At 53.9% G+C, this 23,120-nt stretch carries 19 protein-coding genes; 4 read left to right on the top strand and 15 right to left on the bottom strand.

The window, feature by feature from the left end; genetic code table 11:
• Nucleotide 1 precedes the first annotated feature (1 nt).
• The 7 genes from PsAD5_RS21700 to PsAD5_RS21670 all read right to left on the bottom strand — a co-directional run bounded on the left by PsAD5_RS21700 (nt 2) and on the right by PsAD5_RS21670 (nt 7,491).
• Entirely contained in the window at nt 2–1,108 is a 1,107-nt protein-coding gene (locus PsAD5_RS21700; RefSeq protein ID WP_063293651.1) for an SIS domain-containing protein, read from the bottom strand.
• 20 nt (nt 1,109–1,128) lie between these two features.
• A complete protein-coding gene (locus PsAD5_RS21695; protein WP_063293650.1) occupies nt 1,129–2,139 on the bottom strand; it encodes an SIS domain-containing protein in 1,011 nt (336 codons plus the stop codon).
• Nucleotides 2,136–3,320: a Gfo/Idh/MocA family protein gene (locus tag PsAD5_RS21690; RefSeq protein WP_063293649.1), complete on the bottom strand. Its 1,185-nt coding sequence runs from the start codon at nt 3,318–3,320 to the stop codon at nt 2,136–2,138. Before PsAD5_RS21690 ends, PsAD5_RS21695 begins: the two co-directional genes overlap by 4 nt.
• A gap of 9 nt (nt 3,321–3,329) precedes the next feature.
• Nucleotides 3,330–4,430 carry an ABC transporter ATP-binding protein gene (locus tag PsAD5_RS21685; RefSeq protein WP_063293648.1) on the bottom strand — a complete coding sequence of 367 codons (1,101 nt, stop codon included), beginning with the start codon at nt 4,428–4,430 and terminating at the stop codon, nt 3,330–3,332.
• A 62-nt stretch (nt 4,431–4,492) separates the two neighbouring features.
• Nucleotides 4,493–5,713: an ABC transporter substrate-binding protein gene (locus PsAD5_RS21680; protein ID WP_063293647.1), complete on the bottom strand. Its 1,221-nt coding sequence runs from the start codon at nt 5,711–5,713 to the stop codon at nt 4,493–4,495.
• Between the two features lie 40 nt (nt 5,714–5,753).
• The gene (locus tag PsAD5_RS21675) at nt 5,754–6,596 is read right to left on the bottom strand and encodes a carbohydrate ABC transporter permease (RefSeq protein ID WP_063293646.1); all 843 of its coding nucleotides are present in this window, start codon (nt 6,594–6,596) and stop codon (nt 5,754–5,756) included.
• A 1-nt stretch (nt 6,597) separates the two neighbouring features.
• Nucleotides 6,598–7,491 carry a carbohydrate ABC transporter permease gene (locus tag PsAD5_RS21670; RefSeq protein ID WP_193775920.1) on the bottom strand — a complete coding sequence of 298 codons (894 nt, stop codon included), beginning with the start codon at nt 7,489–7,491 and terminating at the stop codon, nt 6,598–6,600.
• A gap of 372 nt (nt 7,492–7,863) precedes the next feature.
• Between PsAD5_RS21670 and PsAD5_RS21665 the strand changes: the two genes are divergently transcribed.
• Nucleotides 7,864–8,631: a GntR family transcriptional regulator gene (locus tag PsAD5_RS21665; protein WP_057463808.1), complete on the top strand. Its 768-nt coding sequence runs from the start codon at nt 7,864–7,866 to the stop codon at nt 8,629–8,631.
• A gap of 47 nt (nt 8,632–8,678) precedes the next feature.
• On the opposite strand, the gene PsAD5_RS21660 is transcribed toward PsAD5_RS21665, so the two are convergent.
• Nucleotides 8,679–10,598, bottom strand: coding sequence for a beta-N-acetylhexosaminidase (locus tag PsAD5_RS21660; protein WP_063293645.1), 1,920 nt, complete (start codon nt 10,596–10,598; stop codon nt 8,679–8,681).
• Between the two features lie 553 nt (nt 10,599–11,151).
• On the opposite strand from PsAD5_RS21660, the gene PsAD5_RS21655 reads away from it, so the two are divergent.
• The gene (locus PsAD5_RS21655) at nt 11,152–11,994 is read left to right on the top strand and encodes an alpha/beta fold hydrolase (protein WP_063293644.1); all 843 of its coding nucleotides are present in this window, start codon (nt 11,152–11,154) and stop codon (nt 11,992–11,994) included.
• A gap of 8 nt (nt 11,995–12,002) precedes the next feature.
• Here PsAD5_RS21655 and PsAD5_RS21650 read toward each other — a convergent pair whose 3' ends face one another.
• The 3 genes from PsAD5_RS21650 to PsAD5_RS21640 all read right to left on the bottom strand — a co-directional run bounded on the left by PsAD5_RS21650 (nt 12,003) and on the right by PsAD5_RS21640 (nt 14,138).
• Complete coding sequence (locus PsAD5_RS21650) at nt 12,003–12,653, bottom strand: LysE family translocator (protein ID WP_208981716.1); 651 nt, start codon at nt 12,651–12,653, stop codon at nt 12,003–12,005.
• Between the two features lie 458 nt (nt 12,654–13,111).
• Nucleotides 13,112–13,690: an NADPH-dependent FMN reductase gene (locus tag PsAD5_RS21645; RefSeq protein ID WP_084406032.1), complete on the bottom strand. Its 579-nt coding sequence runs from the start codon at nt 13,688–13,690 to the stop codon at nt 13,112–13,114.
• A 277-nt stretch (nt 13,691–13,967) separates the two neighbouring features.
• Nucleotides 13,968–14,138 (bottom strand): XapX domain-containing protein, encoded by a 171-nt coding sequence (locus tag PsAD5_RS21640; protein WP_057463812.1) that lies wholly within the window; start codon nt 14,136–14,138, stop codon nt 13,968–13,970.
• Nucleotides 14,139–14,659: 521 nt separating this feature from the next.
• Between PsAD5_RS21640 and PsAD5_RS21635 the strand changes: the two genes are divergently transcribed.
• Nucleotides 14,660–16,093, top strand: a complete 1,434-nt coding sequence (locus PsAD5_RS21635) for a sterol desaturase family protein (protein WP_063293642.1) — start codon at nt 14,660–14,662, stop codon at nt 16,091–16,093.
• Between the two features lie 9 nt (nt 16,094–16,102).
• Here PsAD5_RS21635 and PsAD5_RS21630 read toward each other — a convergent pair whose 3' ends face one another.
• A complete protein-coding gene (locus PsAD5_RS21630) occupies nt 16,103–16,783 on the bottom strand; it encodes a cupin domain-containing protein (protein ID WP_063287422.1) in 681 nt (226 codons plus the stop codon).
• A 184-nt stretch (nt 16,784–16,967) separates the two neighbouring features.
• Between PsAD5_RS21630 and PsAD5_RS21625 the strand changes: the two genes are divergently transcribed.
• Entirely contained in the window at nt 16,968–18,230 is a 1,263-nt protein-coding gene (locus PsAD5_RS21625; RefSeq protein ID WP_063287083.1) for a malonyl-CoA decarboxylase, read from the top strand.
• Here the strand turns inward: PsAD5_RS21625 and PsAD5_RS21620 are convergent.
• The 3 genes from PsAD5_RS21620 to PsAD5_RS21610 are packed head-to-tail and all read right to left on the bottom strand — an operon-like array spanning nt 18,227 to nt 23,061.
• Entirely contained in the window at nt 18,227–19,765 is a 1,539-nt protein-coding gene (locus PsAD5_RS21620) for an FGGY-family carbohydrate kinase (protein ID WP_063293641.1), read from the bottom strand. The two genes, PsAD5_RS21625 and PsAD5_RS21620, sit on opposite strands and share 4 nt — an antisense overlap.
• On the bottom strand, nt 19,762–21,411 hold the full coding sequence (locus PsAD5_RS21615) for a glycerol-3-phosphate dehydrogenase/oxidase (RefSeq protein WP_063293640.1): 1,650 nt from the start codon (nt 21,409–21,411) through the stop codon (nt 19,762–19,764). Before PsAD5_RS21615 ends, PsAD5_RS21620 begins: the two co-directional genes overlap by 4 nt.
• 24 nt (nt 21,412–21,435) lie before the next feature.
• On the bottom strand, nt 21,436–23,061 hold the full coding sequence (locus tag PsAD5_RS21610; protein ID WP_063293639.1) for an FAD-binding oxidoreductase: 1,626 nt from the start codon (nt 23,059–23,061) through the stop codon (nt 21,436–21,438).
• Nucleotides 23,062–23,120 lie beyond the last annotated feature (59 nt).

Below are 23,120 nucleotides of genomic sequence, written 5' to 3'. Positions count from 1 at the left end.
ATCAGGCCTCTTCCAGTGCATAGAGCTTGACGCCCGAGACAACGCGGGTCAGCGTGCCCTGCCCTTCAAACGGATTGTCGACGTTGAAACCAAGCTGATCAGACCAAGCCACTCCCAGCCATTGAGCAATGAGTACATGGAGCACGGACATCCAGCCATCCTCCAGTTTGCATGGAATGTGCACATCTGCCTTTGCAGAATTGCCAAGGGTGGTGACTGTGTGCTCGCCGAACTGCGCCTTCACTTCTTCTGTCAGATCCTCGTCGTAACGACAGGAATGCAGGTTATTGGAGAGGAACACGAAGACCTTGGTCTGGTCATCGACAAAGGACTTTGGTCCATGCCGGAAGCCGAGGGAGCTGTCCCAGATAGACGGGATTTTGCCTGCGGCGAGTTCCATCACCTTCAGCGCACTTTCGCGGGCAACAAAGGCAAGCGGGCCGGAGCCTACAAAGACGGCGCGCTGCGGGATGGTGAGTTTGCCTGCCAGCTGATCCGCTTGCGCCAACACAATTTCAGCTGCATGGCTGATCTCGTTCATGTTGGCGGCGAACTCTTCCGGTGTTTCCTGCCCAAACACTGCCATGGCTGTCAGGATCATGGTGGTGAAGCTGGAGGTCATGGCAAAGCCACTGTCGTGGCATTCGTCCGGCAGAACAATCACGCGCTGGCTGGCCTTTGAGGCAGGTTGGCGGGTTGCCAGTGCACTGTCCTTGTTGCAGGTGATATTCAGCCGTGGCGCTTCGGGGAAGATCGCGTCCAGCAAGTCCAGCGTACCGATGGACTCTGTGGAATTGCCGGAGCGACCAAAAGAGACAACCAGCGGGATAACACCGTTGCGCTTGAAGACGTGTGGGGCACTGACAAGATCTGTTGAAGGAACGGAGCGCATTGGAAGAACGGAGGTTGCGTCCAGCGCTCTGCACAGAAGGTCGCCAATATAGGCGGATGTGCCTGCCCCGCAGAACCAGACTTCCGTGGCTCCGGAATTGGCAACCCATTCGCTCAGGTCACTCAGACGTGCAGCGAAATCCTGTCCCCAACTTGCCCAGATTTGCGGTTGCGCCTGAATTTCGCGCGTAGTTGCCCATTTGGTCAGATCGACCATCGCAGCATTCCTTCATAAAATCAAATAGTTACAGTTATCTTGGAAAGTGTTTCCGGTTGATCTGGGTCCAGACCCAACTGGAGAGCAGTTTCCAAAATCACTGGGTACAATGCACGCAGCAGCATGGCCGAGCTTGCTGCGGGGGTAAGGCCCTGCGCACCAACGGTTTCTGGTGTCAGGCGAAAAACATTTGCGCCGACAGAGCGGAACCGCTCCTCAGCCAGGCTCAGACTCTGATTGCTGACCTCTTCCCCCGTATCCAGAATGAGGACACAGAGCGGTTTTGTGGCCAGTTGCAGCGGACCGTGCAGCACCTCAGCAGCGGAATACGCTTCTGCATGAATGGCGGTTGTTTCCTTCAGTTTCAGCGCAACTTCCTGCGCTGCGCCAAAGCCGCAACCGCGTCCGATCACATACACATGCGGCGTGGACTTCACTGCCTCAATGATCTCGTCAGCCTGCTCAAGTTTCGCCTCAGCGCTGGCCAGCATGGCTTTTGCCGCTGCTTCACAGGCTTTGGCGTAGTCTGGTTTGAGCGCGGCCAGCATAGCCATTCCGGCGGCAATGGTGCAGATAACTGTTTTGGTGGCCGGAACTGCTTGCTCCAGCCCTGCTTTGATATCAACGCAGGCGTCCGTTTCAATTGCTAACGGAGAACCCGGTGTGTTGGTGATGGCGAGCGTTTTACCTCCGCCATTTTTGAACCCGATTGCAGCACTGACCAGATCCTTGCTTCCTCCGGATTGGGAGAAAATAAGGGCGCCAGCATTGCCCAACTGCAATCCATTCCCCAGACTGAACACAGAGGGCGGCAGTGTTGTTACCGGCTTTTGCAGTTCGGCCATCAGTTCATAGGAGATCAAGTTGGCGGCGGCATCTGAGCTTCCACGCGCAATGGTGTAGAACGTGTCGAGCTTGTCCAGCGCTGCTGCTTTGACACTCTCGGTGAGGTCCTGACGGACCCCTTCTGCAAATGCCGGAATTGCCTGATCTATCTCAGCGCGCATGTACGCGCCGGGGAGTTTGGTCACTGTATTGATTCCATCTTTTTTGTTGTTGCTGCGGTTTCCCGCAGGTTGAAACTGTCGAATTTCTGCCAATAGGACGTCAGGTCCACGACCTGACCGGTTGTGCGCGCCTGATCGAGTGCCAGTGCGGCAACGCCTGCTTCCAGCGCATCCACGACGGAAACTGGCAGGCTGTCCATTTCACCGCGCAGATAGGCGCAGAGGTCCTGACACATCATGTCATCAGCGCCGTAGTGTGCGCCGGGGCGGTCGATGGACTTGTTGTAATCTTCATCCACCAATGTGCCGCGGGTGTGGGCATCGGTCACTTTCAGATAACCGCGCACGAAGTCACCTTCTGCCATGCCCTTGGTACCAATCACGCAGAACCGGCGGTGTTCGTCCGGTACATTGATGTTGGTGTGGAAGGCCATGGTGGCCCCGCTCTCGTATTCGAGGATCGCGGTCTGGTGATCGACGATATCGCCATCGGAGAGGAACGGGTCTTCCGCAGCTTCCCAGATGGACTCTTTAACATGATACACTTTCGTATCTGTTTCTTTTGCTGGTGCATTGCTTGGGACAAAGGACTTTCTGCCGCCAAAGCTGGCTACACGGCTTGGGCGTGAGCCGGTCACCATGTTGTAGATATCAAGATCGTGGCAGCATTTTTCCAGCATAAAGCCGCCGGAGTATTTTTCATGACGGCGCCAGTCACGCATGAAGAAAGCCCCATGATACGGCGCAATATGCTCGTTGGCCTCAATGGAAACCACATCACCGATCTGGCCAGCCGCCTGCGCTGCGCGCAGATCTCTTGCATGCTGGGCGTAGCGGAGAACCAGACCGATGAGCACCTGATCTGCACCGTGTTTGGAAAGCAGCTCTGCCAGTTCCATGGTCTCGCTCATGGAGATCACAACAGGCTTTTCTGCAAACATGCGGATGCCAGCTTCCAGCCCGAGGCGGATGTGCTCCAGATGCATATGGTTTGGAGAGCTGACGAACAACAGGTCCGCCTTTTCACCAGCCAGCATCTCTTCCAGCGTGCCGTAAGGCTTGATGGCCTCGTGGTTTCTGAGGCGTTCAATCTGGTGCGGTTTGGGGTCTACATAGGCCACCACTTCCGCTTCACTCATGTGAGCCTGCAGTCTTTCCAGAACACTGACAGCTCGCAAACCCAAACCAACAACGATGATACGCATGTGTTTCTCCTATGCCAGTTCCAGAGCACCAAGGCGTTGCAGTGCAATACCTTTTTCGTCAAAGACGTAGGCATCCTCCGGCTTGATACTGAGTTTTATAGATGTGCCTTCAGGGATCTCTGTCATGCCTGGCAAAGATGCACAAAACGCACCGTCACCCTCTACTTTACCGTAGGCGATGGAATGCGCTCCCAAGCGCTCCAGCACTTCTACATGCATGGAAACTGGTCCATTCTCATCAAGCTGCATATGCTCAGGGCGGATGCCGATATCCACGTTGTCACCGGCCTTCACGCCCTCTGACGACACTGGCATGCTCATGACACCGCCATTGGCGAGCTTCACGTGCAGCATGCGGTCTTCAACGCGGCTGACGATGGCGGGCAGGAAGTTCATTTTTGGATGGCCGATGAAGCCAGCCACGAATTTGTTGCGCGGGCGCAGGTACAGGTCCATCGGGGTGCCGCACTGCTCCACCACACCGCCGTTGAGCACCACAATGCGGTCGGCCATGGTCATGGCTTCCACCTGATCGTGGGTGACGTAAATCATTGTGGTGTCCAGGCTTTTATGGAGCTTGGAGAGTTCCACACGCATGTCCCCGCGCAGCGCTGCATCAAGATTTGAGAGCGGCTCGTCAAACAGGAACACTTTTGGATTGCGAACAATAGAGCGGCCAATGGCAACACGCTGGCGCTGACCACCGGAGAGCTGTCCCGGCTTGTGGTTCAGGCGCTCTTCCAGTTGCAGGATTGCAGCAGCCTTGTTGACGCGGTCCTTGATCTCCTCTTCCGGGCGCTTGGCGACGCGCAGCGGAAAGGCGATGTTTTCAAAAACTGAGAGGTGAGGATAGAGCGCGTAGCTTTGGAACACCATGGAGATGCCACGGTCAATAGGGTGGTCATCGGAAACGTCTTTGCCATCAATGATGATGGAGCCTTCGGAGGCTATTTCCAAACCTGCCACGATCCGCAGGAGCGTTGTTTTTCCGCAGCCAGAAGGGCCAACAAAGACGACGAATTCCTTATCCTCAATGGACAAGTTGACGTCTTTCAACACGGTTGTTGGTCCAAATGATTTTTCGATGTTTTGTAGCTGGAGCGTGGCCATAATATTCGTCTTCTCGCACTAAGGAACGGGGAGAGGCTGTCGCCAGCCTCTCCGGGTTTTGCTTACTTGAACTCTTCGAGTTCTTCAGCGGCGATTGCCACCAGGTTTTCAGCGGTATCGTCTTTCAGGATGATGCCCTGAATCATGGAGTTGATGGTTGTCTGCATCGCTTTGTAATCAACAAAGAGAGGCTCCGGACCACCTGTTGGGATGGAGTCAACAAAGACTGCCCAGTATGGGTCATCCATGTAGTAAGGCTTCTCATAGCCCAGCTCTTCGTATTTCAGGATTGGTGTCAGACCCCAACCGTCTGGTTTATCCAGCGTGTACTGAGAGTCGCCTGTGGTCATCATGCGCGCAAATTCCATCGCCAGTTCTTCATGGCCAGAGCCTTTGAAGACAGCGAGGGAGTCGGTGATGAGAAGCGTACCACTGACACCACTTGGACCTGCTGGAATTGGAGCAGCCTTGGTGGTGATGCCTTCTTTATGCTGACCGCGTGCCCAAGGGCCGTCGATGTACATGCCGACTTTGTTGTCGTTGAACAGATCACGGACCTGCGTACGCTCAAATGCGGTTGGACCTTCCTGAGCAACTTCCACCAGCTTGCCGTAGAACTTCAGAGTTTCCAGAGTGTTCTTGGAATCCAGAGTGATTTCGTTGGTGGATGGATCGATGACCTGACCGCCATTGGAGTACAGGTAGTTGAGGAACTGATGCATGGTGTTGTCGAAGTCTTTGCCCGTCAGGCCGACACCTGCTTTACCGGTTTTGTCCTTGATGGTCTTCGCAGCCGCATACATCTCGTCCCAGGTCTTTGGTGCTTCACACGCAAGACCGGCTTCCTCGAAGATGTCACAGTTGAGGAACAGACCCTTGGTGGAAAATGCACGCGGGAAGCCCCAGAACTTGTCGCGATAGCTCACGGTGTTCAAAACGCCCGGCTGATAGGCCTTCTGCTGATCTTCAGAGATCTTCACGTCAACAACGAGGTCGTTGTCTGCCAGCTGTTTTAACGTACGTGAGCCCATGTACGACACAGATGGCGGGCTGCCTGCGGATGCAAGTTTCAAAGACTTATCCTGACAGGTGCCCCATGGAAGGCTTTCCATGTTGACAGTGTTGCCGGGATGGGCGGCTTCAAATGCGGCAATAACCTTGCGATCTTCATCCAATCCGTTGTCCCCACAACGGATGAAATGTAGCTCAGCTGATTGTGCAGATGTTGCTGCCATCATTGCGCCTGCCCCTGCAGCCGCTGCAAATAGTAGTTTGGTTCTCATGGTTTCTCCTCCCAGTAGTAACCATTGACACTTTTAAAAATCACTCCTTGATCGCACCGGCTGTGAGGCCGGCCACCAAGTAGCGCTGTAAAAATAGGAAAATTACGAGTACGGGCAGTATTCCAACAATGCTTGCTGCCATCATCTGGTTCCATTTGACTGACTGATAGCCAATGAACTCGAGGATGCCCGCTGGCAGAGGCATGAACTCCTTGACGCTGTTGAACGTGATCGCGAACAGGAACTGCTGTGCGTAGGCTGACAGGAACACAGCCACACCCACGACAATGAGACCGGGAACCGCCAAAGGCAGAACAACGCGGCGCAGAGTGTACAGACGGCTGGCGCCATCCATGAAGGCTGCTTCTTCCAGTTCGCGCGGGATTTTCTCCAGATAGGATTTCAGGAGCCAGATTCCCATTGGCACCAGAAACGCTGCACCGGGAACAATCATCGCGAAGTAGGTGTTCAGCAGGCCGTAGTTTCTCAGGAGCTTGTAAAGCGGAATAAGCAGGACAGCACCGGAGAACATGTTAACCGCCAGAAAGATGCCGAGGCTGAGTGATTTGCCTTTGAAATCAAACCGGGCATAGGCATAAGCGGCGGGAATGACGAACGCCAAAGCCAGAGCTGTCACCGAGATAGAGATCAGCATGCTGTTTGCGATGTAACGCGGCAGCATTGGCACTGTCTCCCACATCTGGGAGTAGGCTTTGAACGAGAAGTCGTCTGACCAGAACTGGTAGGGCGAGCGGAACAGGTGATCCAGTGGCCGCAGCGAGGTCATGAACATCTCAAAAAACGGCAGCAGAATGAAGCCGAGGAATAGCACCACGCAGAAGTAGAGAAATACTTTATGTGGCAGCGAGTAACGATCCATCATTTTAGGCTGCCTCGAAACGTTTTTTGATCTGGTGAAGTGCGAACAGATAGACCAGCGAGAACACGCTAAGCAGTGTCACCACAATCACAGCACGGGCTGCCCCCTGCCCGAACTTGAAGTTTGCAATGGCCATCTTGTAGGTGTCGATGATCAGCGTTGTGGTTGCGTTGCGCGGGCCGCCTTCCGTCAAGATCCAGATGATCTCAAAGGAGTTGAAGGTCCAGATGATCGACAGGATCGACATGGTGATGATCACCGGCAGAATTTGCGGAATGGTGATGCGGCGGAAGCGGTACCAACGGGAGGCCCCGTCCACATAGGCTGCTTCATAAAGATCGCGCGGCACGCCCTGCATGGCTGCCAGCATGAAGATGGTCACCATAGGCAGGCCGACCCAGACATCGGTAACAACAGCGGAGTAAAACGCGCTTTGTTTGTAGGCGAGGAACTCGAACGGACCATCCAGAATGCCTACGTATTGCAGGGCTCCTGAGATGATGCCGAAGTGGCCGTTGTAGAGCCACAACCAGCCGAAACAACCAATCGCGACAGGCACAATCCACGGCGGCATGACCAGCATGCGGAACAGCGCCCGCCCCGGGATTGCCGCATTGAGCAGCGTTGCACCGATCAGTCCGAAAATGATTTTAAATGAAACAGACAGGAACATCCAATAGAACGTTCTGGACACTGTCTGACCGAATTTGCGAGAGCTGAGCAGCTTCTCATAGTTGGCAGTGCCGATGTAGGCTTCGCCGCCAATGTTGGCGTTGGTGAAAGACAAACGGACTGTCTCTACCAGCGGCCAGGCCACGACTAATACGAGATATAATGCTGCCGGAGCAATCAGTAGCCATGCAAAGGTTGCCTGTGAGCGCATAAGCCCTTGCAGCATCCCTTGTTTCTTTTGTGCCGAACCGCCGCGCTCGCCCTGATAAGGCAGCAGGTCCCCTGACGCATGTGTCATGCGCTCTCCCCAATTCCCAAAGGTGATCGCTTGTCACTCGCCGCTTGCGTCTTGTTATCGCCAGGGAGACGAACCGCGTGTTTTTTGCGAGCACCAAAATAATACCAAAACAAATCCATTTGTCTACCATTTCAGTACCTCCTGTGAAATATTTCTGTTTCAGACGAAAAAACTCCGATTTTTCAAGAAAATCGCAAGGGGATAAGCTTCATTTCTTTCATTGGTATCCAATCGGTATTGTTTTGCATTGGTATCAAAAAGGTATTATAGATAATACGGATTCACATAAAGAAGAGCAGAATGAGCGCACAAGAAGATACCCATACCGATCTGTTCTCAACGACATCCTGGCAGCAGAGGAGTGGCGGTCCACGCTACTTACAGCTTTACCGACACCTTGAATCTGCCATTAAAGATGGACGGTTAGCAGCAGCGACCACTCTGCCAGCAGAGCGTGAGCTGGCGACACTGACCGGGCTGTCCCGCGTGACGATTCGCAAAGCCATTTCGCAGCTGGTGGTGGATGGTCTGGTGATTCAGCGCCGTGGCTCAGGTTCTTATGTGGCTCCGCAGATGAAGCGCATGGAACAGTCCTTGTCGGCGCTTACCAGCTTTACCGAGGACATGCAGCGGCGCGGGAAGACATCCTCCTCCGAGACGCTGTCCTGCGGGATTTATCTTCCCTCACCTGAGGAAATTGTTGCGCTCGGGCTTGCGTCTGACGGTCAGGTTTCGCGGATTACCCGTCTGCGCCGTGCGGATGGTATTCCGTTAGCGATTGAGACCAGTTCGCTCTCAACCGAGTTTGTGCCTGATCCGTCGCGGATTGAAACGTCTCTCTATGAGAAATTGTCTTTGAACGGTATGCGCCCTTCCCGTGCTATCCAGCGTATTTCCGCCTGCAAGCTGACAGAAGAGCAAGCTGACTTGCTGGAAGTTTGTGAAGGGGATGCGGCGCTTTACATTGACCGCACGGCTTATCTGGCGAGTGGCCGGGCGATCGAGTTGACCACAGGCGTTTATCGCGGTGATATCTATGATTTTGTTGCAGAATTGCGCAACGTCTGAGATATCGAAAGCCCCGCTGCCAAAATTTGGAGCGGGGCTTTTATTGTTTAGTCCCTTACATCCTGACGCCACCCGATGGCAGAGAACAGCTTGCTGTAGCACGCAGCCTTTTGTGTGATCTCATCTGCATCCGGTTTGTTGGCGCGGGTCGCCCAGCCGATTTCAGAAATACCCAGAATGCGCGGAGCCATCATGGTTTCCATGTTGGCGTCTCGCAGGACGACCTCTGACCACAGGCAACCCTGGGCGCCGATGATCTTGCCTTCCAGCTCTGGTTCATTTTCCGGCACCGGATCCCAGTTCACACTGTCTGCAAGGCTGGTGATGCCTGCCCAGTTGAGGCCGATCTCGTTGAAGTTGCTGGAAGGTGCAATATCCCAATAGGCGTGCGCAGCTGGGGTCATCACCACCGAATAGCCTTTGCGCGCTGCTTCCAGACCCGGTCCTTGCTGTGTCCACGAGAACAAGATGGCGTCGTTGTTGATGCCTCCATTGGCACCTTTGGCAGCTTCTTCCCACGCTGCGGGGCGTACGCCCAGCGAACGGACGTAGGACGCCAGCTTGTCCATCATCCAGCCCTGCACGTCATCCGCTGTTTTGAGGCCCTGCTCTGCCTTCAACTGTTCGATGGCAGGAGACCTGGTCCATGCTGCTGGCGGGCGCTCATCACAGCCAAGGTGCAAGTGAGCAAACGGGAAGATGCCAGAGATTTCCTTGGCCAGCGCTTCCATATAGGTCCACGCTTCTGGCAAGGCGGGATTGATGGTGTTGTTCAGGTAGCCGTGGACGGAGATTTCACCGCTTTCATCCGCTGCATCACGTAGTTCCGGGTGGATTTGAAGCACAGCCCAGGAGTGAGCGGGAACTTCGATTTCTGGCAGGACTTCGATGTTCAATGCTTTGGCGTGGTCCACCAGTCGCTTGGCGAAGGCAATGGAGTAAGTACCACCTTGCGGGCCATCCGCAGCCCCATAGATGCCGGGAACGACACGTCCTTCGCCGCGCATGCCAGACTTCTTCCAGAGCTCTGGATAGCTCTCCACCTCAAGACGGAAAGCCTCATCATCGCAGAAGTGCCAGTGGAAGCGGTTAAGCTTGAACAGCGCCATCATATCCACCAGCCGCAGCAGGGTTTCCGGCTCGTAATAGTGGCGTGCGCAGTCCAGATGCTGGCCGCGCCATTCAAACCGTGGTGCATCGGAAATCTGGCCGCAAGGGATGGTTCCACCGTAGATCAGCTTGAGGTTGAGCAGTGTGATGGAACCGTAAAAAGCACCGGCTGCCGCTGACGCAGAGAGCGTGATGCCCTCTGAGGTGATTGCCAGTTCGTAGGCGTCTTCGGCGAGTTCTTCGGTTTTGGCAAAGCGAAGCGCAATACCATCCTCAGATAGGAACGGACCAATGTTGTTGCGCTCTGCAAGGGCCTCCACAGCGTCCGTGCTGTCGGCCTCGCCTTCGGCATCCCAAGAACGGTCCAGCTTGTAACCTGCGCTTACGTCCAGCGTGTCACCGGAGGGCTGCCAGCTTTGCGGGGCTGGGACAAGCATCAGTTCACTGGATGCGGGATCGGCTTGCTGTTCTGGCAACTTGGTGCTGAAAGCCTGATCGATGCCGCATGATGCAATCTGGACTGGCGCAATGCTGCCATCCTCCAGACGCAGATAAGCGCCTTTTGGCAGCCAGCTGCGGTTGGAGGGGTTCATGCTTCGCTTGTATTTGAGCGTGAACGCCAGGGCCTGCCCTGTTCCCAGTACATCTCTGTCAAAGCCAAGCTCTATGCAGCCCGCCGTCATTTTCTTGACAGTGGCACCTTCAATCACCTCACAAGGCGCAAGCATGCTGAAGCATAAGGTGTAGTTGGAGATGGGTGCATCGCACTTGGCAGAGAGGATGCAGTTGATCTGCCGATCCTCCGTTCTCCATGTTTCCATTCTGATTGTAGTATCAGCACAGGCAGCAGCTTCCATGCCCACGACTCCTCACCAATTTCAGGATGTTGCAGTGAGCACACCAAAGGCAACGGATTGCCTGAGCGCATGCTCTAACTGCTTGAATTTGCGAATGCTCTTATCAGAAAATCAGGTTTCATTTCCGGAAGAACAAGCACCAGCATAGCTTCTACTTGGCTGGAGCTGTCAACACCTTGGCAGACAAATAAATCCATAAATTTGAATTGGTATTACTTTCAAAATGCGCGGGCAGTTACTTTATTTTGAACAACTGAAACTTAAACAAACACTCATGGTGACAAATCAAACACAAACTTTTCAGGTTGTGTAAGTCTTTGACTGCAATTCTGTTTTCCAACACGGTCGCCTGCCTTATTGCATCAATACCGGAGCAAGGCATGGTGGTTGTTAGAGCTTTCCGGCTGATAGGCGATCAGCCTGTAAAATTTAGGACCAGTTATTCAAGGTGGCCCTCCTCACTTCGCGATTAAGACCTCATTTGCGGCTGGGTAACGTGTTGGGTTCTATACTTGCAGGAGAATGTTGAGTTGTCTGCGAAAGGCCAAAGAGGATGGAACGCAAGAGTGTACGGACCCGAGATGGGGTGGAACTCTCCTATCTGACAGGCGGGCAAGGACGGCCTGTCTTTTTGCTGGGTGGCTGGAGCCAGACGGCATCTGTATATGAAGGACAGTTCGCCGACTTTTGCCAGAGCCATACGGTTTATGCTCTTGAGAACCGGGGGCACGGCGCATCACAAAAGCCCACGGATGGTTATCGGATCCATCGGTTTGCCAAGGATCTGTTTGACGTGGTTGAGGCGTTGGACCTTCGAGATTTCGACGCGGTTGGCCATTCGCTTTCCGTCGCCATGCTCTGGGCATATCTGGATATGTTCGGGGCTGAACGCCCTGCGCGCCGTCTAATTTTTATCGACGAGCCAGCGGCCCTCATGGCACGGCCATCCTGGACACAACAAGTGATCGCCGAGGCAGGTTCTATCCACCCTACTTTGGAGTCACTTGATGAGATGGTGGTGGCTATTCGCAGGACCCGCAGTGTTGAGGATCATCTTGAGATTATTAGCGGGATGTTCACCAGCAAGGTTGGTGATGCTGCCTTGCGCGCATTGGCAGCCGAGAACCTGAAATTGCCCCGCGTGCATGCTGCTGCTCTTATCGAAAACCTCATGATGCAAGACTGGCGGGCCTTTTTGCCTAACATTCACCAGCGCACTCTGGTATTTACAGGCGAGGCCAGTTGGCATCCGCTGGCTTCACAGCAGTTCATCGCTTCCTCAATGCCAAATGGTTCGCTTGAGGTGATCCGCGAAGCCGATGGTGGAAGCCACTTCCTGATGTTCGAAAACCCAGCGCTCTTTAATGAGAAGGCACTGGGTTTCCTGAACGCGTGAGAAGCTGCCTACTGTGTTTTCAGCGTGCTTTTGGAGATCATGTAGGCTGCACCGGCCAATGCTGTGCCGGCGAAGGCATCCATAGCTGCGCGAGAACGGGCGGAGACTGCGAATTTGGAGGCCCGAGTTCCGAGATAGGCGTAAAACAGCAGTGCCGGATATTCGAGCGCGATGTTGAAGATGGCCAGTGCCATCATGCGCAGGGCCATGCCATCGCCTTCCCCGGCAAACACAGGCAGCATCGCGCCAAATGACAGGACGGACTTCGGATTTGCGCCCTGCATTGCGAATGAGGTGAGGAAAAGCTTCAAAGTGGATGCCGGCTTCTGCTCTTTCGCTTCGCCCAGCGAGGCTGAGAAAGCGGCTTTGAAAGAGCCATATGCAAGATACAATAGATAAGCTACGCCAATCCATTTGACCGTCTCAAACAGGACTGGGAAAGACAGTAGCAGCGCGCTCATGCCTCCCGCGGCGAGGAGCGCATACATGAGGTTGGCTCCGAACACACCGGCCATGCTGGCGTGGGTTTTACCAATACCGTTTGTGATGCTGTCGCCAACCACTTTCAGGACCGCGGGACCGGGTGTGAAATTGAGCGCCATGAAGGTGACGATAAAACCAAAAATGAGTGTGGCATCAAAAGAGCGAAGAAGCTCCATGGTTTTTCCAATTCAACGCTAGAAACACATAAATAACGCAAAGCAACGCACATACGAACGCAACCCAAAACCCGGAAGGCTAAGGGGAGATGACTGATGGTTCATCTCCCCTCGCGCGCGGATTAGAAATTCACTTGCCGTAAGCCTTAAGGCCCGCCTCTCCAAACGTGGCACTGTGAGTTTCTGTAGCTGCCCCCTCTCCGCGCGCTGTTTGTGCAAACTCTGTTGGTCGGCACATTCGCAAGGGGCATGCCAAACTAACGATGACGCACCGATCTTCTGATAACTCATTGATGAATATGTGTATATTTCCGGATGGAACTCATTGAAGGAGGATCCAAGAAATCGATAATACTGCCCATTGTTTGATCAGATTGCCCGTCTGCTAAGCAATCAGACATAAAAAACCCGGTGTTTGAGACACCGGGTTTGGCTTTTCTGAGATGCAGCAGGTCTGTTCAGGCAGGTTCTGTGATCTTTACTGGTTCGGCCATTTCGCAGGTCTGGCTGATTAGATTGCGCAGTTTTTGTCTTGTCTCCGAACAGGTTAGCTGACCGTCGTCATTGGTCTTTGATGCCATATTACCGACAGCGACATATCGCGGATGCACCCAACAACCGTGGTCAGCTGCAAACGACGCCAGACGCGGAAGCATTCTTACACCCCCGAACAGACCCGGTGCGGCGGCCAACAAACCAACCACTTTTCCCTCAAGCACGGAGTGGGATTTGCCAGCTGCACGTCTGGACGCCCAGGTGAATATGTTATGGAGATGCGGGGTGTGGAAGCCGTTGTATTCAGGAGAGGAGATCAGGATTATATCAGCGGCTTCAATCTGTTGCCGTAGCATCGAGAGCTGGTTCTGAACGGCGGCATCTGCTTCAAGATCGGAGTGATAGAGGGGAAAAGAGGCAAGCTGGTGCGACAGGCTGGTCGTCTGATGGTTCAGGTTATGCGCTTCTTCTTCAGCGGCATCCAACAGGCTCTTGTTCAACGAGCCTTCTCTGGTGCTTCCTGAGATGAGGAGGATATTCATGGGAAACTCCATATGACAATATTTTTGTTTTTATATACATTTTTGTTTCTTTATTATGCAAGTACAAAAAAAACGGCACTGAACTTCAGCACCGCTTTTTGAAATTTGACCGTAAACACTTCTATATTCTAGCGAACACTTAAAGCAGTTCGTATTTAAGCTGAAACACTTGCGCTGCTTTAGTCTTTGTTTTTGCGTATCTTTATCCGAAAACCGGTTTCCACTTTTCGGAGATACGCTGTAGGGTTTGATTGGCCTCAATCAAACCGAACGCACTTTAGGAGAAGAAGCGCTCAGTGATCTGCAGCATGATCTGATGACCTCCCCAAACGCCAAGGATCGCTACACAACCAGACAGAACTGGTGGAGCGGGAATAGGCAGTTTGATTGCGGTGAAGATCGCTCCAATAATGAAGCCAGCAAGTGTTGACATAAGCAGTTCAGCCATGGTGTCTCCCGTTAATTCTTTCTTATTGTTCAGAAAACTCTGTTTTCTTTGAACTACAGCCCTTGCTTTTACTGCGCGCCCATACCCCTGCAGTCCCCTGAGTGTATGACCGAAAACCGTGAAGGACAGCCAGCTAAGGTCCTTGAATATTCAGGTCGCCCGACAAGGCGGACCCTACCCTGTAATTGCACTTTTAACGCAAAAAAAATCATTTGCAGAAAAAATATTCAAAATGCGATCAGTTGCCGCACTGTCATTTTCATTAGTTCATTTAAATCAATATGTTGGGTAGCAATCATTTATGTTAGTTCTGCGCAAAACTCCTGCATCTTCTTGCAGAACTTCTACTTATCGCCATTTTCATGAGCTCAGAATTGTGTTGTCAGCCCATCTCTCTGCCTTTACGTTAAAGTCAACATAAGCGCCTTTGCGGTCCTTTACTGGTATTCGCTCAGGCCTGCAGCTCGACGCTTTTTTGTTGCACGACCATTCTTTTGGAATGCAGTGCGAGGGGGAGTAAAATGGCAGAGTATAATGTGACGGCGCTGGCTATTCCGCTGTTTCTGTTTTTTATGCTGATGGAATACGCCTACCTGCGCATGAGCGGGCGGGACCTGCACCGGTTTAGCGATAACATTGCCAGCCTATCCATGGGCATTTGCCTGCTGGTTTCAGATGCGCTGCTAAAAACCTTTACATTCTCGGTGTTTATCTGGGCGTGGTCGTCCTATCGGCTGTTTGACTTTGGCTCGACCAGTTGGGCCACATGGGTCCTGTTCTTCTTTGGTGTGGATTTCTGCTATTACTGGTTCCACCGCATTGCACACACCTACAATTTTCTTTGGGGCGCCCATGTGGGGCATCACCAAAGTGAGGAGTATAACCTGACCACGGCACTGCGGCAGAGTGCGTTTCAGTATGCGTTCTCGTGGGTCTTCTATCTGCCTCTCGCCTTCCTCGGCTGCCCGCCAGAGGTGTTCCTTGTGCAATTTATGCTGTTGAAGGCCTATCAGTTCTGGCTGCACACCCAGGCGATTGATCGTATCCCCCTGATGGAAGGTGTGTTTTCCACGCCCTCAAGCCATCGTGTCCACCATGCCAAGAACCCGATTTACATCGACAAGAACTTCGGCGGCACGCTGGTGATTTGGGATCGGATGTTTGGCAGCTGGCAGCCGGAGGTCGCAGAGCATCCTTGCCATTATGGCACCACAACGCCGCTGAAAACGTGGAATCCGGTGAAAGCCAACTTGCAGCACTGGTCCATGCTGTTTCGCGACAGCCTTCATACGCGCAGCTGGTGGGACAAGGTCCGGCTGTGGTTCAAACCAACGGGATGGCGACCGGAAGACAGGCGGCGGAACACCAGTAAACTGCAGAAAACAGGTGTCACCAATCGCCCTAAATTTGATCCGGTGATCTCACCGCTGACCAAGCTGTATTGTGGCATTTCATTCGCGTTGCTGGTGCTGCTGGTGACCATGTTTATCTTCCTGTCCCCACAACTGAGCGCACGGGAGCTGGCGTTTGGTGTGGTGCTTATTCTGGCTGGTCTCGTGATGATCTCGCAGTTTCTGGAGGGCAAATATCAACTGCGCTTTGTTGAGGTCGCGCGAGTGCCAGCTCTGCTCTGGTTTCTCACCGTGCTTTGGACTTTGCCGATTTCGACGCAGGTCTCGCAGCGGATGGATGTTGCAAAAGGGGTTTCACCTGAGATTAAACTCTCTGAAGAAACAACGCTTTCTGCACTGCCGTGGCTGGAGAAGCCAGTGGTTTTGGATGGCAGCACACCTGCGGTGCAGCAGGTGACGTGGCATCCTGACGGGGAGCAGGGACAGCTGGAATATACGCTGCGCTATGAGCTCTCCTCTTTTCCGGAGCATGTTGCGAACATCATTTCAGCTCGCAACGCGCTGGAAGAAAGCAGTCGGGTCTGGTTGCAGGAGCAGCTTTAGGTAGCCCTCTTATCCCCCATGCGGGGCAGTGACAAAGGGAAGGTGACCGGACTTGATCCAGAGCTTGGCGCCCTCTTCTCCTGCTGTGATGTTGAGGTCATAGCCGATGGGTACACGGAGCCAAGCGTGTTCGGGAAGGTCCTCTCCGTCTTCGATGATTGAGCCTTCCAGCACGAAGATCTCTGCTCCGCCGTCAGCCTCAACCGCATGGTTTGCACCTGCCTGCCAGTGCTCCATGCGCACGTTCTCGCGTTCATCCTGAAACAGAGGTGAGACGGCAACGCCTTCGCGCGTAGCATCGTTTACGCGGCCAAGTTTGTTGGTGTCCACGCGCACATGGGTGCGGTCTGCAAGGTCGAACTGCCAGAGTTTGACGAGGATGGTACAGCCGGGTTCAGAGGCTGGTGTGTGTTTGGATTCAGGTGGGTTGCGGATGTAGGAGCCAGCCGGGAAATCCCCGTGCTCATCCTGAAATACTCCCGCTAGCACAACAAACTCTTCTCCGCCTGTATGGACATGCTCAGAGAAGTGGCTGCCGGGTGCGAAGCGAACAACGGTGGTTGCTCGTGCAACTTCATCTCCCAAACGATCAAGCGGCCTGCGCTCAACGCCTTTCATTGGGGACGCGACCCAAGGAATATCGTCGCTGAACTCAACCACTCGCTTTGAAAAATCACCGTTGATCTTCACTGAAGCCTCCATCACATGATGCTCTCAAGTTAAGCACACTTGTCGCTCATTTACAGATGTTAGCGTGCTGTTAGGGATCACTTCATTGTTAAGCTGTTTGTTGCATTCCGTTCCCAGCAGTCCCTTGTTAGGCTTCCGGCGATTTTCTGATGCACTGCGCTGTGCAACTACGGGACGCCTGACCATGAGCCTGCTGGCAGATTTACTTTCCACCCTTTTTGATCGTCGTTATGTTTTTATGGGCAAGCGGGATGAGCGTCCCCTTACCGAGCTTTGCAATGCCTTGATGAGCAGTCAAGGAGACGTTTCCGGAGCTGCCATTGCCCACGAGATTCTGGATGGCTACGCCACCACAGATACTGAGGGAAAGCGGGCGTTTTTTGAGCATTTGAACCGCGAAATGGACATCGATCCAGATAAGCTGGAGAGTGTTGTTTCCAGTTATAAAACAGAGCGAACGGAAGCCAATTACCGAAAGCTAGTAGAGGCGGCGGAGCCAAAACGGCAGGAGTTGGCGCGGCGGCTCAATCAGGTTCCAGGTGCCACTCATCAGCTGGTACATATGCGCAAGGACTTGCTGGGTTTCATGAAGGAGCAGCCGAATCTGGCGCGCACTGATCTGGATTTCCAGCACCTGTTTAACTCGTGGTTCAACCGTGGTTTTCTGGTGCTGCGGCCTATCAGCTGGGACAGTCCGGCGCAGATACTGGAAAAAATCATCGCCTATGAGGCCGTGCATGCCATTGATAGTTGGGATGATTTGCGCCGTCGTTTGCAACCGGAAGACCGGCGTTGCTTTGCCTTCTTCCATCCCTCATTGCCAGATGAGCCGCTGATTTTTGTGGAAGTGGCGCTGACCAAAGGTGTGCCCTCGTCCATTCAAGGCGTGCTTGCAGAAGAGCGGGTTATTGTGCCGGTTGATGAAGTGGATACGGCGGTCTTCTACTCGATTTCTAACTGTCAGAGCGGGCTGGCAGGTGTTTCCTTTGGCAACTCGCTGATCAAGCAAGTGGTGCAGGATCTTTCGCGTGAGCTTAGCCAACTGAAGACGTTTGTGACGCTGTCCCCGCTCCCTACTTTCTGCAAGTGGGCCAAAGAGCAAGAGATTGAGCTGCCGGAGACTGATGCAGCCCTTAAAGAACTCGCTGCTTATTACCTTCTTGAAGGCAAGCGGAAGAACGATATGCCGTTTGATCCGGTGGCTCGGTTCCATCTTTACAACGGCGCGCTGGTGCATGACGTGCATGTGGGGGCGGACACTTCTGAGAACGGCAAAAAGCAATCGGCGGGGGTGATGGTGAACTATCTTTACGATTTGCAAAAGATCTCGCAGAACCACGAAGTGTTTGCGAATAAGAAGGAAATCGTGGCCTCCAAACGGGTGCAGGCGCTTGCTAAGGCTGGTGTGGTGCAGACAGCATCCCAGCCCAAGAGCGATGTTGCCTAGCCGACAATCTTTCGGAGTGCTTTGTTCAGCGGGGCAAGCCTGCGCGGCATGGGCAGGTAGACATCCTCAAACAGCTTCTTGTAGAGCTGAACCGTTTTCGGGTCCGGCTGAAACACCTCGTTTTGCCGTGTCATGGCTTTCATGGCCTGCTTGAAGTCAGGATGGACCCCAGCGCCTACGCTTGCGGCAATGGCAGCACCCAGACCTGCAGTTTCAAAGGTATGCGGGCGCTCAGTGGGCAGTCCGAAGATATCTGCGGTGATTTGCATGATGGCGTCCGACTGAGAGCCGCCGCCGGAGACACGTAAGACTTTGATCTTCTCGCCGCTTTTGCGTTCGATCCGCTTCAGACCACGATGTAATTCCAGCGTGATGCCTTCGATGATAGCGCGGTAGATGTGGCCTCTGGTGTGCACATCCCCAAAGCCGATAATCGCGCCTTTGATTGGCGTGGAACGCCCGTTGTCGCGGCCCCATTTGGGCAACAACGTCAAGCCATGGGACCCGGGAGGCGTGCTGTTGAGCAGGTCGTCAAAGAACACTTCAACCGGACTGCCAATCTCTTTGGCTTTCTCCTGCTCCGGGTGGCCAAACTCTTCCTTGAACCAGTTGACCATCCAATACCCTAGAATGACGGAGGTTTCTGGGGTGAACATACGCGGCATACCACCAGCATAGGCAGGCAGAGGGCGTTCCACCTCGAAGTACTTTGTGGAATGAATGGTCGCCGTTGCCCGTGTGCCGTAGCTGAGGCAACCAACGCTGGCATCCACTGCGCCGCAGCCGACGGCTTCACATGCTTTGTCAGCAGCTGCGGAGATGACCGGCAAACCTTCTGGCAGTCCAGTGTGCTGCGCAGCTTCTTCACTCACATATCCGATGGGATTTCCGGGCTCTATGAGCTCTGGTAGGTGGCTGCGCTTGAAGGCGAAGAGCTTCCAGAGAAAATGGTTATCACTCGCCCACTGCTGCTTTTTGTAGTCGTAGGGAATGTAGCCAACCTGTGCACCTGTTGAATCACGAAAAAGGTCCGTCAGCTTGAAGTTGAGGTAGCCGGAAACCTGCAGGAACTTATAGGTTTTCTTCCAAATTCCGGGCTGGTTGACTGCGATCCAGTTCACCTCACATTCACTGCGTACGCTCTTGATAGATCGGGACAAGCCTGCCACGCCGAAGATTGTTTTCCAAAGCAGCGGCAATGGTTTCTGCTGGTCTTCAATGCGCTCATCCATCCATGTGATGGCAGGACGCAGAGGGATGCCTCTCTCATCAACTGAGATTTGGGTGCCGCGCTGTGTGGTGACACTCATGGCTTTGACGGCAGCGGGGTCAGCTCCTCTATCCCACAACTCACGGCAGCAGCGGCCCAGCAGCTCCCACAGGATAAGCGGATCAATCTCTGACCAACCGGGATTGTCACTTCGATAATCCGTAATCGGCTTTTGTACTTTGGACAGCAGCGTCCCGTCTGGAGAAAACAGCAAGGCGCGGATGCTCTGGCTGCCGCAATCGATGGCGAGAAGCGTTTCCGTCATCCTACGGTCACCTCATGCATCATTTCCTGCTCTTGGGGTGCCCGTATTGTTGGCAAGCTGTAGTGGTCTCGCCAAATCTTCTGATATCGCGACCACTCATCCTGCCATTTGTCCATGGACCACCCCAGTTTTACTCTCAGCCGTGTTTCCAGCTCATCAGCTAATGCGGCCCCGCCGTTCTCCAACACTAAGCCAATTCGTGTGCGGCGCAAAAGGAGATCGTCCAAATGCACGACTTCTTCATTCACGACGGCCCATTCAAGCTCTGCCCAAATGCGGTTTGTGCCACTGACGAAGGAAAGCCCCTTGGGAGACATTGCTGCGATAAGCGCTGGAAAAACAGCACCATAGTAGCCCTGTAATCGCTTGAGTTCGGCTTCTGGTAACCCGATATTGCCCTTCGTTTCAATGGGAGGTTCGAACACACACTCGCCTGCCCGCGCAATGCTCTTGCCTTTCAGATAAGTCGTACAGGTTTCCAGCACTTGCTCGGCCATCACGCGGAAGGTGGTGAGCTTTCCGCCTGTCACGGTGATGATGCCATCATCATCCCACACCACATGGTCGCGTTTGGCTTTTGACGGATGCAGTTCTTTAGGGTCTTCGCCCTCATTGCCTACGATTGGCCGGACGCCGGACCATGTTGAAATGACGTCTTTCTCAGTAAGCTTTGTGCCGGGGAAGTTGTGGTTGGCACCATCAAGCAGATACGCCACCTCCTCCGATTTGATGGCGGCTTCCTGATCCAGATCCTCCGAGTGATCCAGATCGGTCGTCCCGATTACCGTACGGCCCAACCACGGGTAGATGAAGACGCCGCGCTTGTCATGCGGGTGCAGATAGGTCAGGCATTGATGCACTGGCATACGCCAGGACGGGACTATGATATGACTGCCACGTAAAGGGCGAATGCGTTTGGTCTGACCCAATTGCTCGCGCAGGCCATCCGCCCAAACTCCGGTCGCGTTGACGACTGTTTTGGTTGAGATGGCAAAGACTTCGCTGGTTTCCTGATCTTGCACTTCCAGGAGTTTTGGTCCTTCCCCCTCACGATGGACCATCTTCACAGCAGTATAGTTGAGCGTGGTTGCACCGCTGCGTCTGGCATCAGCAAGGACGCGCAGGACAAGGCGGCTGTCATCTGTGAGGGCATCAGTATATTGCGCTGAGCCGAGCAAGCCGTTTTCATTGAGCCCCGGTAACGCGGCGATGGTCTGATCGCGGTCCAGATATTTGTGGTCACGCTTTCTGGCGAAGTATCCGTAGATGTTGAGAAGGACAAAGAAGGCGCGACGGGTTGGGAACTGCTTTTCGCGGAACGGAAAAAGGTAGCTCATGGGCTCGATGAGACCGGGGGCTTCCTTCATCAGCCTTTCACGTTCCTGTACAGATTCCCGTGCCAGCCGGAACTCGCCCTGAGACAGGTAACGTAAGCCGCCATGCACCATTTTGGAGGACCGGCTGGACGTGCCCCATGCATAATCCTGTTTTTCCAGCAGCAGAACATCGAGCCCAGTTCTTGCTGCCATCAATGCAACACCGGCTCCGGTGATGCCACCGCCAACAACAACCATGTCCCACGGCTTGCTGCGCTCTTTTATGAGTGACAGCTTTTCATGCCTGCTAAGTTGTCCTGTATTCGCCATTGCCCCCTCCTCCAATATTGAGAGTTATGCGGGTTCTGTGTTGCCTACGGTTTCCTCGGAGATCAGAACACCGGGGTTCATGCGGTGGTCTGGGTCGAAATTGCTGCTGAGGGCTTTCAAAGCACTCATGCCCAGCACGCCTTTTTCCGCTGGCAGATACGGGGCGTGGTCACGTCCGACACCATGCTGGTGGCTGATGGTTCCGCCATGAGCAACCACGGTTTCAGATGCGACTTTCTTGATGATTTTCCAGCGTTCCAGTGTCTCTTCATAGGTGCTGGCAACTGGGAACAGATAAGTGGTGTATGCGCTGGAGCCTTGCGGATAGACGTGAGACAGATGCGTGAAGGCGAACACGGGAATGCCTTGTTCCTTCAGTGCTTTGGTGACGCTCTGTTCAACCACGTTGATGTATGGACGCAGGGCTGACCAGTCCATTGCCGTCTCAAAGGTATCGACGCCCACACCATGCTCCCACAAAGGATGGCGCAGGTATGGTCCTTTGAAGCGGCCTTCCTTCCATTTGTCGCCCAGCATCTTGGAAAGAACGCGCTTGGCACCATGTTGCTTCAGGTAGGTATTCGCGAGTTTCAGGTTTACGGAGCCTTGCTTCTTTGATCCTGTCAGCCCGAAGGTGAGCATGCATTTTTGATCTGTCAGGCCCTTGAGCTTGAAGAGCATGTTGAGCTTGGAGAGCTTCTTCTCCGGCACGGCCAGCTTCAGGCTTACATCGGTTTCTGTCGCGTTGCTCAGGCGCATCATGGAGAGCGGAATGCGGCCTTGCGTGATGGCTTGGACAGCAGCGACACCGCTTTCCCAATCCGGCATGAAGACCGTGTAGAACTGCTCCGCCTCAGCCAATGGTGTGACGCGCAGTTTTACTTCAGTCAGGATGCCAAGTGTGCCTTCTGAGCCGAGCACCATTTCCCGCAGATCAGGGCCAGCAGATGATGCGGGGAGACTTGGAATTTTCAATGTTCCCTTTGGCGTTTCCAGCGTACCACCAGCAAAGAGCTGCTCAATGCGGCCATACCGCAGAGATTGCTGGCCAGAGGAACGTGTGACGACCCAACCGCCTGCGGTGGAAAGCTCAAAGCTTTGCGGGAAGTGGCCGAGCGTGTAGCCGATGGCTGCCAGTTGGGCTTCCAGATCCGGCCCGCGTACGCCAGCTCCGAAAGTCGCGATCTGGCTTTCCTTGTCGAAGTCCAGCAGGCGATTCATACGCGTGAGTGCGATGGTGATCTGCGGTTTCTCGCCAACAGGGCATGCCAGATGGCCGACAACGGACGTGCCTCCGCCATACGGGACGAGGATGACATCTTGCTGCGTTGCCCAGTCCATAAGCTCTCGGATTTGCTGGGAAGTTTCCGGGAGAGCGACTGCATCAGGGATGTTTTCAAACTTGCCACTGCGCATTTGCAGCCAGTCTGAGAAGCTCTGCCCAGATGCATGCCTGATGCGCGTTGAGGGCGTTTTATCCAGTAAGGGATGATCTGGTGCGCGAGACGCAGGAACACGCTCAATGGCGCTTTGCAAGGTGGCGTCAGATAACGGATGTGTCTCGCCTAAAAGCTCTGCGATCAAGGCCTTAGCAAAATCGGCCAACTCCGCCTGGTGCGTATCATCGCCCCAACCGTTCCATCTTCTCATCTTCGTCGCCCCCCCACACGTATAAACTGTGCTGCGTGACGCATGCTACACAGAGTTTA

Source organism: Pseudovibrio sp. Ad5 (genome assembly GCF_001623095.1).
Classification (GTDB): Bacteria; Pseudomonadota; Alphaproteobacteria; order Rhizobiales; family Stappiaceae; genus Pseudovibrio.
This window is presented reverse-complemented; position numbering and strand designations above follow the sequence as displayed.

Coding starts and splice junctions, on each gene's coding strand:
- PsAD5_RS21700 (WP_063293651.1), bottom strand. CDS start 1,108: ATGGTCGATCTGACCAAATGGGCAACTACGCGCGAAATTCAGGCGCAA.
- PsAD5_RS21690 (WP_063293649.1), bottom strand. CDS start 3,320: ATGCGTATCATCGTTGTTGGTTTGGGTTTGCGAGCTGTCAGTGTTCTG.
- PsAD5_RS21685 (WP_063293648.1), bottom strand. CDS start 4,430: ATGGCCACGCTCCAGCTACAAAACATCGAAAAATCATTTGGACCAACA.
- PsAD5_RS21680 (WP_063293647.1), bottom strand. CDS start 5,713: ATGAGAACCAAACTACTATTTGCAGCGGCTGCAGGGGCAGGCGCAATG.
- PsAD5_RS21675 (WP_063293646.1), bottom strand. CDS start 6,596: ATGATGGATCGTTACTCGCTGCCACATAAAGTATTTCTCTACTTCTGC.
- PsAD5_RS21670 (WP_193775920.1), bottom strand. CDS start 7,491: ATGCTGCAAGGGCTTATGCGCTCACAGGCAACCTTTGCATGGCTACTG.
- PsAD5_RS21665 (WP_057463808.1), top strand. CDS start 7,864: ATGAGCGCACAAGAAGATACCCATACCGATCTGTTCTCAACGACATCC.
- PsAD5_RS21660 (WP_063293645.1), bottom strand. CDS start 10,598: ATGGAAGCTGCTGCCTGTGCTGATACTACAATCAGAATGGAAACATGG.
- PsAD5_RS21655 (WP_063293644.1), top strand. CDS start 11,152: ATGGAACGCAAGAGTGTACGGACCCGAGATGGGGTGGAACTCTCCTAT.
- PsAD5_RS21650 (WP_208981716.1), bottom strand. CDS start 12,653: ATGGAGCTTCTTCGCTCTTTTGATGCCACACTCATTTTTGGTTTTATC.
- PsAD5_RS21645 (WP_084406032.1), bottom strand. CDS start 13,690: ATGAATATCCTCCTCATCTCAGGAAGCACCAGAGAAGGCTCGTTGAAC.
- PsAD5_RS21640 (WP_057463812.1), bottom strand. CDS start 14,138: ATGGCTGAACTGCTTATGTCAACACTTGCTGGCTTCATTATTGGAGCG.
- PsAD5_RS21635 (WP_063293642.1), top strand. CDS start 14,660: ATGGCAGAGTATAATGTGACGGCGCTGGCTATTCCGCTGTTTCTGTTT.
- PsAD5_RS21625 (WP_063287083.1), top strand. CDS start 16,968: ATGAGCCTGCTGGCAGATTTACTTTCCACCCTTTTTGATCGTCGTTAT.
- PsAD5_RS21620 (WP_063293641.1), bottom strand. CDS start 19,765: ATGACGGAAACGCTTCTCGCCATCGATTGCGGCAGCCAGAGCATCCGC.
- PsAD5_RS21615 (WP_063293640.1), bottom strand. CDS start 21,411: ATGGCGAATACAGGACAACTTAGCAGGCATGAAAAGCTGTCACTCATA.
- PsAD5_RS21610 (WP_063293639.1), bottom strand. CDS start 23,061: ATGAGAAGATGGAACGGTTGGGGCGATGATACGCACCAGGCGGAGTTG.